This window comes from Xanthomonas sp. BRIP62418, assembly GCF_003993495.1.
Taxonomy (GTDB): domain Bacteria; phylum Pseudomonadota; class Gammaproteobacteria; order Xanthomonadales; family Xanthomonadaceae; genus Xanthomonas; species Xanthomonas euroxanthea.
Genome location: NZ_QEZG01000049.1, coordinates 357,186 through 367,306 on the forward strand (window position 1 = coordinate 357,186; position 10,121 = coordinate 367,306).

10 protein-coding genes are annotated in these 10,121 nt (G+C 65.7%); 6 read left to right on the forward strand and 4 right to left on the reverse strand.

What is annotated here, in order from left to right; all coding sequences use genetic code 11:
- The first annotated feature begins 96 nt into the window (after positions 1-96).
- The 6 genes from lptD to EO174_RS20050 all read left to right on the forward strand — a co-directional run bounded on the left by lptD (position 97) and on the right by EO174_RS20050 (position 7,203).
- The gene (lptD, locus tag EO174_RS20025) at positions 97-2,529 is read left to right on the forward strand and encodes an LPS-assembly protein LptD (RefSeq protein WP_104649451.1); all 2,433 of its coding nucleotides are present in this window, start codon (positions 97-99) and stop codon (positions 2,527-2,529) included.
- Entirely contained in the window at positions 2,526-3,917 is a 1,392-nt protein-coding gene (locus EO174_RS20030; protein ID WP_104584983.1) for a peptidylprolyl isomerase, read from the forward strand. The genes lptD and EO174_RS20030 overlap by 4 nt, the downstream gene beginning before the upstream one ends.
- Before the next feature lie 4 nt (positions 3,918-3,921).
- Positions 3,922-4,890, forward strand: a complete 969-nt coding sequence (gene pdxA, locus EO174_RS20035) for a 4-hydroxythreonine-4-phosphate dehydrogenase PdxA (protein WP_126946897.1) — start codon at positions 3,922-3,924, stop codon at positions 4,888-4,890.
- Between the two features lie 113 nt (positions 4,891-5,003).
- Positions 5,004-5,792, forward strand: coding sequence for a 16S rRNA (adenine(1518)-N(6)/adenine(1519)-N(6))-dimethyltransferase RsmA (gene rsmA, locus EO174_RS20040; RefSeq protein ID WP_104584976.1), 789 nt, complete (start codon positions 5,004-5,006; stop codon positions 5,790-5,792).
- A 36-nt stretch (positions 5,793-5,828) separates the two neighbouring features.
- The gene (gene apaG, locus EO174_RS20045) at positions 5,829-6,212 is read left to right on the forward strand and encodes a Co2+/Mg2+ efflux protein ApaG (protein WP_104532996.1); all 384 of its coding nucleotides are present in this window, start codon (positions 5,829-5,831) and stop codon (positions 6,210-6,212) included.
- Between the two features lie 28 nt (positions 6,213-6,240).
- Positions 6,241-7,203, forward strand: coding sequence for a symmetrical bis(5'-nucleosyl)-tetraphosphatase (locus tag EO174_RS20050; RefSeq protein WP_126946900.1), 963 nt, complete (start codon positions 6,241-6,243; stop codon positions 7,201-7,203).
- Between the two features lie 73 nt (positions 7,204-7,276).
- Here EO174_RS20050 and EO174_RS20055 read toward each other — a convergent pair whose 3' ends face one another.
- From EO174_RS20055 to EO174_RS20070, 4 genes are all read right to left on the reverse strand, one after another.
- A complete protein-coding gene (locus tag EO174_RS20055) occupies positions 7,277-7,771 on the reverse strand; it encodes a dihydrofolate reductase (protein WP_126946903.1) in 495 nt (164 codons plus the stop codon).
- A gap of 66 nt (positions 7,772-7,837) precedes the next feature.
- Positions 7,838-8,632 carry a thymidylate synthase gene (locus tag EO174_RS20060; RefSeq protein ID WP_126946906.1) on the reverse strand — a complete coding sequence of 265 codons (795 nt, stop codon included), beginning with the start codon at positions 8,630-8,632 and terminating at the stop codon, positions 7,838-7,840.
- Positions 8,629-9,519, reverse strand: coding sequence for a prolipoprotein diacylglyceryl transferase (gene lgt, locus EO174_RS20065; RefSeq protein WP_126946909.1), 891 nt, complete (start codon positions 9,517-9,519; stop codon positions 8,629-8,631). The genes EO174_RS20060 and lgt overlap by 4 nt, the downstream gene beginning before the upstream one ends.
- A gap of 54 nt (positions 9,520-9,573) precedes the next feature.
- The gene (locus EO174_RS20070) at positions 9,574-10,065 is read right to left on the reverse strand and encodes a TPM domain-containing protein (RefSeq protein ID WP_164739227.1); all 492 of its coding nucleotides are present in this window, start codon (positions 10,063-10,065) and stop codon (positions 9,574-9,576) included.
- Between the last annotated feature and the right edge of the window lie 56 nt (positions 10,066-10,121).

The following is a 10,121-nucleotide window of genomic DNA, read 5'->3' on the forward strand; positions in this document are numbered from 1 at the left end:
TCGCGATGAACCTCGCCCCCCCGACCCGGGAGCTCTTCATTGCCCCTATGCGGGGTATGCGGCAAGCTAGTCGCCATTTTATTGGTTGAATCACGCGTGCGCCGAGTTCTCCGCCTGCTGCCCCTGCCTTTGAGCATCGCCATCTGCCTTCCGGCCATGGCTGCCGACAAGCCGTTGAACTGGGGACTGTGCCCGGCGGTGGATCCGCTGCCCGGCTTCGACGGCGCCCCCGCCGCCGATGCCAAGGCCGCCGAAATGCGCCAGGAGTTGCCGACCGACATCGAAGGCGACCAGCTCTCCGGTACCGATACCACCCCGCAGTACCAGGGCAACGTGGCGCTCAAGCGCGGCGACCAGTTCCTGGGTGCCGACAACCTGCGCATGGACACCGAGACCGGCAACTACATCGCCGAAGGCAATGTCCGCTACCAGGACACCTCCTTCCGCATGGTCGCCGACCGCGCCGAAGGCAATCAGGACACCGACGCCCACAAGGTCACCAACATCCAGTACCAGTTGGTGGACCGACGCGGCAATGGTGCGGCCGAATCGGTGGATCTGCAGGGCCAGGTCGGGCAGATGCACCGTTCGACCTACACCACCTGCGATCCCTCGCAGCCGATCTGGCGCGTGCGCGCGCCGGAGATCGACGTCGACAACGAAGAAGGCTTCGGCACCGCACGCAACGCCGTGCTGCAGATCGGCAAGGTGCCGGTGCTGTACTTCCCGTGGTTCAAGTTCCCGATCGACGACCGCCGCCAGACCGGCCTGCTGTTTCCGCAGTTCGGCCTGTCCGGCCGCAACGGTTTCGACTACCTGCAGCCGATCTACCTGAACCTGGCGCCGAACTACGACGCCACCCTGCTGCCGCGCTACATGAGCAAGCGCGGTTTCATGTTCGGCACCGAGTTCCGCTACCTGTACGAAGGCGGCCGCGGCGAGATCACCGGCAACTACCTGCCCAATGACGACCTGCGGAAAAAAGACCGCGGCAGCGTCTTCTATAGCGGCTATCACAACATCAATGATCACTGGCAGGCGCGCAGCAGCATCTCCTGGGTCAGCGATACGCGCTATGTGGAAGACTTCACCAGCCGCCTGAACGGCATGGGCTCGGCCTCCAGCCTGCAGAGCACCATCGGCATCTACGGTACCGGCGAGACCTGGACCGCCGGCCTGATGGCCGACCGCTGGCAGCTCACCGACTACACGCTGGACGAGCAGTCGCTGCCGTACAACCGCCAGCCGCGCGCCTATTTCACCTGGGACAAGCCGTTCGGCATCTTCGAGGCCGGCGTGTATGCCGAAGCGGTGCGCTTCACGCACGACGATTCGTACTTCGTCAGGCCCCCGGTGAACGGGAGCACCAGCGGCGATGACGATGATGACGACTATGTCCGCACCAACATCCGCAACAAGGAATATGGCAGCGGTTCGCGCCTTGACATCAAGCCCTACATCTCGATGCCGTTGTCCGGCGCGGCCTGGTTCTTCACTCCGACCGTGGCATGGCGCTACACCACGTACCAGCTGGATTCGACGCTGGCCAACACCGCGCCGCTGACCGGTGATCGTTCGCCCTCGCGCAGCCTGCCGATCGCCTCGCTGGATGCCGGGCTGTATTTCGACCGCGAGACCTCGGTGTTCGGCACCAACTATCTCAATACGCTGGAACCGCGTCTGTACTATTTGTACGTGCCGTACCGCGACCAGGACGATCTTCCGGTCTTCGATACCCGCCCGTTCACCTTCAGCTACAGCCAGTTGTTCCGCGACACGCGCTACACCGGTGCCGACCGCCAGAACGATGCCAACCAGTTGACCCTGGCGGTGACCTCGCGCTGGCTGCGCCAGGACGATGGTCGCGAGAAGCTGTCGCTGAGCGCGGGCCAGATCCTGTATTTCAACGATTCGCTGGTCACCATCAACAACAGCACCAATTCGGCCGCCGGTAGCGAACAACCCATCGAGCAGGGCAAGTCCGCCTGGGTGGCCGATGCCAACTACATGATCAACGACCGCTGGTCGATGGGCGCCACCTACCAGTGGAACCCCAACTCGCGCAAGGAAGACCTGGCCAGCCTGCGTACGCGCTATCTGCTGGGCAACGACGGCATTATCAATCTGGCCTATCGCTACCGCCGCAATCCGACCAACAACACCGACCAGCTCGAGCAGGCCGATTTCTCGTTCCTGTATCCGATCAACCCCACCTGGAGTGCGGTCGGCCGTTACTACTACTCGCTGCTGGACCGCAAACCGCTGGAAATGATCGGTGGCGTGCAGTGGGACAGCTGCTGCCTGGCGGTGCGCGCGCTGGTGCGCCGGTTCGTGCGCAACCGCGATGGCGAGATGGACAACTCCATCCAGTTCGAGTTCGTGCTGAAGGGCCTGAGCTCGTTCGGGCAGAACACAGACCGCACTTTGCGCCGTGCTATTCTCGGCTATTACCGCGACGACCTCTACCTGGTCCCGCCCAGCAACACCACGACTAATCCGGACGATTACGATCCGAACTTGATTCCATGACCAAGCCTTTCTCCGTTGTTCTCGCCTCGCTGCTGGTACTCACCAGCACGCTCTCGCCGTTGGCCTCGGCGCAGCAATCCCAGCCGCTGGATCGCATTGCCGCCATCGTCGACGAAGACGTGGTGCTGCAGAGCGAGCTTGATCGCGCCGTGCGCAACGTCAAGTCGCAGTACGCCGGCCGGGAGAACCAGCTGCCGCCGGACGATGTCCTGCAGCGTCAGGTGCTCGAGCGTCTGGTCCTGGTCAAGTTGCAGGTCGGCCGCGCCGATGGCAGCGGCATCCGCGTCAGCGACGAGGAACTCAACCGCGCCATCGCCAGCATCGCCCAGCAGAACGGCACCACCGTGGACGGCCTGCGGCAAAAGCTGGCGGCAGACGGCATGGGTTATGGCGACTTCCGTGCCTCGGTACGCGACGAAATCATCGTGCAGCGGTTGCGGCAGAGCTTTGCGCAGAGCCGCATCAGCGTGAGCGAAGGCGAAGTGGATACCGCGCTGGCGCAGCAGGCCACCACCGGCAGCCAGTACCACCTGGCGCACATCCTGGTGGGCCTGCCGGAAGGCGCAACCGCCGATCAGATCGCCACCGGCCAGAAGAAGGTCGATGGCGTCAAGGCATTGATCGACAAGGGCGAGCTGGATTTCTCGGCAGCCGCGGTACGGTATTCCGATAGCCCCAATGCGCTGGAAGGCGGCGATCTGGGATGGCGCAGCCTGGACGAAATCCCGAACGCATTCGCCCAGTTGATCCGCGACATGCAGCCTGGCCAGGTGGCTGGTCCATTGCGTGGTCCGAGCGGTTTCCAGCTGCTCAAGCTGGTGGAAATGCGCGACGCCAATGCCGGCGGCGAGAAGAAGCTGGTCACCGAGTACAACGCCCGCCACATTCTGGTGCGCATCGGCGACAACCAGACCGAAGCGCAGGCGAAGGCCAAGATCGACACGCTGCGTGCGCGTATCACCGGCGGTGCCGACTTCCAGGCCGTTGCGAAGGAGTCGTCCGAAGACACCAACAGCCGTGGCCAGGGTGGCGATCTGGGCTGGTTCCCGGCCGATGCGTTCGGCCCGGACTTCGGCAAGCAGGTCGAAGGCCTGGCCGATGGCGCGGTGTCCGAGCCGTTCCGCACCCAGGCGGGCTGGCACATCGTGCAGCGTGTGGGCAGCCGTCAGACCGACGTCAGTGCCGAGAGCCAGCGTGCGCAGATCCGTGAAACGATCGGCCGCCGCAAGCTGGAAGAAGAGTACAACCGCTACCTGCAGGAGCTGCGCGGCGAAGCCTACGTGAGCTTCCGCACCGGCGACCGCGCCGATGGCGATGCCACTGCGGCACCAGCCAAGCCGGCCGATCCTGCCGCACCGACCCCGCCGCCGGCACAGCCGACGCGCTGATTCGATGCTCCCGTCGCTCGCGCTGGTGCCAGGCGAGCCGGCCGGGATCGGGCCGGAACTATGCGTCCGGCTTGCCCAGCGGCCGCGCTCGGACGCCCACCTGGTCGCCTACGCCGATCCGGACACCCTGCACAGCGCCGCAAAGGCGCTGTCCTTGTCTGTGCGGTTGCTCGATCCGGACCAGCGCGCGCGTGCGCCCGGCGACCTGCCGCTGCATCCGATCCGCCAGGCCGTGGCGACCCGCTTCGGCACGCCCGACCCCGCCAACGCGGCAGCGGTGATTGCCGGCCTGCGTGGCGCCGCCGGCGACTGCCTGTCCGGCAGGCTGCAGGGCATCGTCACCGGCCCGGTGCACAAGGCGGTGATCAATGCCGGTGGCATTCCCTATACCGGCACCACCGAGCTGCTGGCCGAACAGGCGGGCTGTCCGGTGGTGATGATGCTGGCCAATGCCATCGTGCGCGTCGCCCTGGTGACCACCCATCTGCCGCTGCGCGCAGTGGCCGATGCGATCACCGCCGACACCGTTACGCGCTGCCTGCGCATCACCGACGCTGCACTGCGACGCGACTTCGGCCTGGAACGCCCGCGCATCGCGGTGCTGGGCCTCAACCCGCATGCCGGCGAAGACGGGCACCTGGGCCGCGAGGAACTGGACATCATCATTCCGTTGCTGGAGCAGCTACGCGGCGACGGCATGCAGCTGATCGGCCCGCTTCCGGCCGATACCGCATTCTTGCCGCAGAAGCTCACCGGTTTCGATGCGGTGGTGGCGATGTATCACGATCAAGGCCTGCCGGTGCTCAAGTACAGCGGCTTCGAGCAGGCGGTCAACATCACGCTCGGCCTGCCGTATCCGCGCGTGGCGGTCGATCACGGCACCGCGCTGGAGCTGGCCGGGCGCGGCCTTGCCGACCCGTCCAGCCTGATGGCGGCCACCGACCTGTGCGCGCGTCTGGCGAAACGCGACTGAGCAACGGCGATTGCCGCGCTCAACGGTGCGCCGCGTGCACGCAGCCCGTCTGTCGCGTCTTGCAGGCGCAGAACCGGCACCGCGTGCAGGCGCTGCCACGTTAAACTGCGCGCATGAATCATTCTTTCAGCGCACCGGCCAAGAAGTCGCTTGGCCAGCACTTTCTTGCCGACCGGTATTACATCGACCGCATCGTGCAGGCGGTGGACCCGCGCGCCGGCCAGCACCTGGTCGAAATCGGCCCTGGTCAGGGCGCGATCACCTTTCCACTGCTGCGCAAGCACGGCGCCCTGACCGTGATCGAATTCGACCGCGACCTGATCGCCCCATTGACCGAGGCGGCCGCACCGATCGGCGCGCTGAGCATCATCCATCGCGATGTGCTCAGTGTGGATTTCACTGCGCTGGCCGATGGCACGCCGATCCGCTTGGTCGGCAACCTGCCCTACAACATCTCCTCGCCGATCCTGTTCCATGCGCTGGACCATGCCGCAGCGGTGGCCGACATGCACTTCATGCTGCAAAAGGAAGTGGTCGACCGCATGGCCGCCGGCCCCGGCAGCAAGGTGTACGGGCGGTTGAGCGTGATGCTGCAGGCGTACTGCGAGGTGACCGCGCTGTTCGTGGTGCCGCCGGGCGCATTCCGGCCGCCACCGAAGGTGGATTCGGCGGTGGTGAGGTTGGTGCCGCGCGATCCGGCCACGGTGCTGATCAGGGATCGGCGGCGCTTTGCCGACGTGGTACGCGCCGGCTTCGGCCAGCGTCGCAAGACCCTGCGCAATGCCTTGTCCAACGTCTGCGAGCCCGCCCATTTCGAGGCCGCGCAGGTGCGTCCGGATGCACGCGCCGAACAACTCGAGGTCGCGGATTTCATCCGTCTGGCCAATGTCGAGCTGGCTTGAGCGCCGCTCCCACACGGTTTTCTTTAGACTTTCCGCATGCACGATGATCCACGCTACCGGGTCGAGGTCGAGGTGTCGCCCCGCTTCCTCGCCCATCAGTCGACCCCCGACGAAGGCCGCTATGCCTTCGCCTACAGCATCCGCATCCAGAACGCGGGCGCCGTGCCCGCGCGCCTGGTCGCGCGTCATTGGCAGATCACCGACGCCAACGGACGCACCGAGCGGGTGGATGGCGAAGGCGTGGTCGGCGAGCAACCCTGGCTGCGTCCCGGCGAGGCGTTCAGTTATACCTCCGGCGTGCTGCTGGAGACCGAGCAGGGGCAGATGCAAGGCCACTACGACATGGTGGCCGACGATGGCACCGAATTCACCGCCCCGATCGCCGCCTTCGTGCTGAGCGTACCCAGGACGCTGCACTGATGGATGCTGGACTGATGGAGCGCACGCGATGAGCGTCTGGGCAATTGGCGATCTGCAGGGGTGTTACGACATCACCCAGCGCTTGCTGGAAAAAATCAACTTCGATCCTGCGCAGGACACCTTGTGGTTCTGCGGGGACCTGGTCAACCGCGGCGGTCAATCGCTGGAAACGCTGCGCCTGGTGCATTCGCTGCGCGCGCATAGCGTGGTGGTGCTGGGCAACCATGATCTGTCGCTGCTGGCGATCGGCGCGCGCTCGGAAGAAGAGCAGCGCAAGGTCAATCCGGATCTGCTGCGCATCGTGCTGGCCGAAGACCGCGACCTGCTGCTCGACTGGCTGCGGATGCAGAAGCTGGCACACGTGGACCGCGACCTGGGCTGGATGATGATCCATGCCGGGCTCGCGCCGAAGTGGACCACGCAGATGGCCGAGAAACATGCACGCGAGGTCGAGCAGCAACTGCAGGGCGGCGGCTACCGCAAACTGCTGCGCAACATGTACGGCGACCAGCCGGGCTGGTCGCCGGGCCTGAGCGGGTACGACCGCAGCCGCGCGATCATCAACCTGTTCACGCGCATGCGCTATTGCACCCCACGCGGGCGCATCGCCACCGACGACAAGGGCACGCCGGGGACGCAGGCGCAGGGCCTGTATCCGTGGTTCGAAGTGCCGGGCCGGGTCGAGCGCGACCTGAAGATCGTCTGTGGGCATTGGTCCGCGCTCGGGCTGACCATCACCCAGGGCGTGCATGCCATCGATACCGGCGCCGTGTGGGGCGGCAAGCTCACCGCGCTGCAGCTGGATACCGACGAATTGCGCGTGGTGCAGGTACCGGGAATTCCGATCACGCAGCCGACGCAGGCCGCGCAGCGCAACCGGCCACCGCGCCGGCGGCAACGCCAGCGCGGCGGCGGCGGGGACCATGCGAACGCGAGCGCCGGTTCCACCCCTGCTCCCGATACCGCCCCGCCCGCTCCTGCTGCTGACTGAGCTGAGAGACGGGTCTGGTCAGACGAATCGAACCAAGCGCTGAGCCACGCGCGCTTCAGTCGACGCACACGCCTCAGCGTCGCCGATAGTCCACGTAATCGAATGCGAAGGCATGACGGGCATCGGCCGCATGCGGTTCGCGCTGCACGGCTTCCCACACGGCCGGGTCGATCGGCGGAAAGTAGGTGTCGGCCTGCTCCACGCTGGTGTCCACGTCGGTCACCGCCAGCAGGTCGGCACGCTCCATGGTCAGGCGATACACCTCGCCGCCACCGATGACGCACAACTCCCGGGCGCCTGTCGCCTCGGCCTGCGCAATCGCGGCATCGACCGACGCCACTGCCTGCATGTCCGCAAACGGCACCTGCCCCGAACGTGTCAGCACCAGGTTCAAACGCCCCGGCAGGGCACGTCCCAACGACTGCGCAGTCTTGCGCCCCATCAGGATCGGCTTGCCCAAGGTCAGCGCCTTGAAACGCTTCAGGTCGTCCGGCAATTTCCACGGCAGCTCGTTATTGCGGCCGATGGCGTTGTTGCGGTCGAAGGCGACGATCAGGGTCAGTTTCATGCAGCAGACGATATCCCTTCGAGCATCAAGGCAACGTGTGGCCTCACGCAACCGGCGAAGCGCCGCCTACACCGCCACCGGTGCCTTGATCGCCGGATGCGGGTCGTAGCCCTCGATGGCGATGTCGTCGAAGCGGAATGCGAACAGATCGGTCACGGCGGGATTCAGGCGCAAGGTCGGCAGCGCGCGCGGGGTGCGTGTCAGTTGCTCGCGTGCCTGCTCGAAGTGGTTCGAGTACAGGTGCGCATCACCGAGGGTATGCACGAAATCGCCCACGCCCAGGCCGGTCGCCTGCGCCACCATATGCGTCAGCAACGCATAGCTGGCGATATTGAACGGCACGCCCAGAAAGATGTCGCCGCTGCGCTGATAGAGCTGGCAGCTGAGTTTGCCGTCGACCACATAGAACTGGAACAGGCTGTGGCATGGCATCAATGCCATCTGCGGCAGTTCGCCGACATTCCAGGCGCTGATCACCAGCCGGCGCGAATCCGGGTTGCGCTTGATCTCGTCCACCAGCCATTGCATCTGGTCGATCTCGGCCCCGTCCGGGCCGGTCCAGCGCCGCCACTGCTTGCCGTAGACCGGGCCGAGATTGCCATCGGTGTCGGCCCACTCATCCCAGATGCGGACCTGGTTGTCCTTGAGATACCCGATATTGGTATCGCCCTGCAGGAACCAGAGCAGCTCGTGGATGATCGAGCGCAGATGCAATTTCTTGGTGGTGACCAGCGGAAAGCCGTCGTTGAGGTCGAAGCGCATCTGCCAGCCGAACACGCTGCGCGTGCCGGTGCCGGTGCGATCGGACTTCTCGGCGCCGTGTTCCAGCACATGCTGCAGCAGGTCCAGATAGGGATTCACTTGCCCGCCTCCACGCCCACGGCCTGCACCCGCACCGGCTGCAGCACCGGCGCGCGGCGCGACATCGCCAGCAGCACCAGGCCCACCGCAATCAACGGCAGGCTCAGGATCTGCCCCATCGTCAGCCAGTTGAAGGCCAGGTAGCCGATCGGCGCATCCGGTACCCGCACGAATTCCACGATGAAGCGGAACACGCCGTACAGCAGCGCAAACAACCCGGACACCGCATAGCGGGCGCGCGGCTGCATCGAGAACGCCCACAGCACCACGAACATCACCACCCCTTCCAGCGCCGCTTCATAGAGCTGCGACGGGTGCCGCGCGAACTGGGTCAACGCACCGGCAACGTATTGCGCCTGGATTTGCGCTGGTGCGACATTGGCCAGCTCCGGCGCATGCGGAAAGATCACGCCCCAACCAGCCTGGGTGAACTTGCCCCACAACTCGCCGCCGACGAAATTGCCCAGCCTCCCGAAGCCCAGCCCCAACGGGACCAGCGGCGCCACGAAATCCATCACGTCGAAGAAGTGCAGCCGATGCTTGCGCGTCCACAATCCGCAGGCGATCAGCACGCCCAGCAGGCCGCCGTGGAAGCTCATGCCGCCTTGCCATACCTTGAACAGGATCAATGGGTTGGCCAGCAAGCTGTCGAACGCATAGAACAGCATGTAGCCGATGCGCCCGCCCAGCACCACGCCGAGCATGCCGTAGAACAACAGGTCGGAAAATCCGTCCATGTCCACACCCGGCAGGCGGCCGCGCAGGATGCGCGAGCGTCCCAGTGCCCAGGCAGAGAAGAATGCGGCCAGGTACATCAACCCGTACCAGTGCACCTGCACCGGTCCAAGCGAGAAGGCGATGGGGTCGATGGCGTGCAGATAGATCATGCGGACCGCGGATCACAAAAAAGCGAGGCGTCTATTCTGACACCTCGCGCGCGCTCAGCCTAAGAGCTGGGGACGATCGGGCAGCTCGTCTTCATGCTGGGAGCCGGGGACGGCGGGGAAATGCTCGGTCAACAGCGCGGTCACCGCCTCGATCCCGGCCAGCACCGCCGCCTCGTACTCGCCATCGCGCAGGAACTGCTGCATGCGCCGGCACACCTCGGCCCAGTGCGCCTCCGGCACCCGGCTGCGCAGGCCGCGGTCGGCAACCACCTCGATGGCGTGGTCGGCCAGCAGCAGATACAGCAGTACCCCGTTATTGGCCTCGGTGTCCCAGGTGCGCAATTGCGCGAAGACCTGTTCGGCGCGCTGGCGCGCGGTCTGCCCACGCCATAGCGCGTCCAGCGGCAGGTCGGCATCCACCGCCACCATGATCTGCCCGGTGTGGGTGCGCTCGCTGGCGGCCACTGCCGCGGCGATCGCATCCATGCAGCTGGCCGGAAAACTGCGCTGCGCCGAGGGCGCGAAAACGTGTCTGAGCCACCGCATCACCAGCTCCCCGAGGCGCCACCGCCTCCCGATGATCCGCCACCACCACCCCAGCC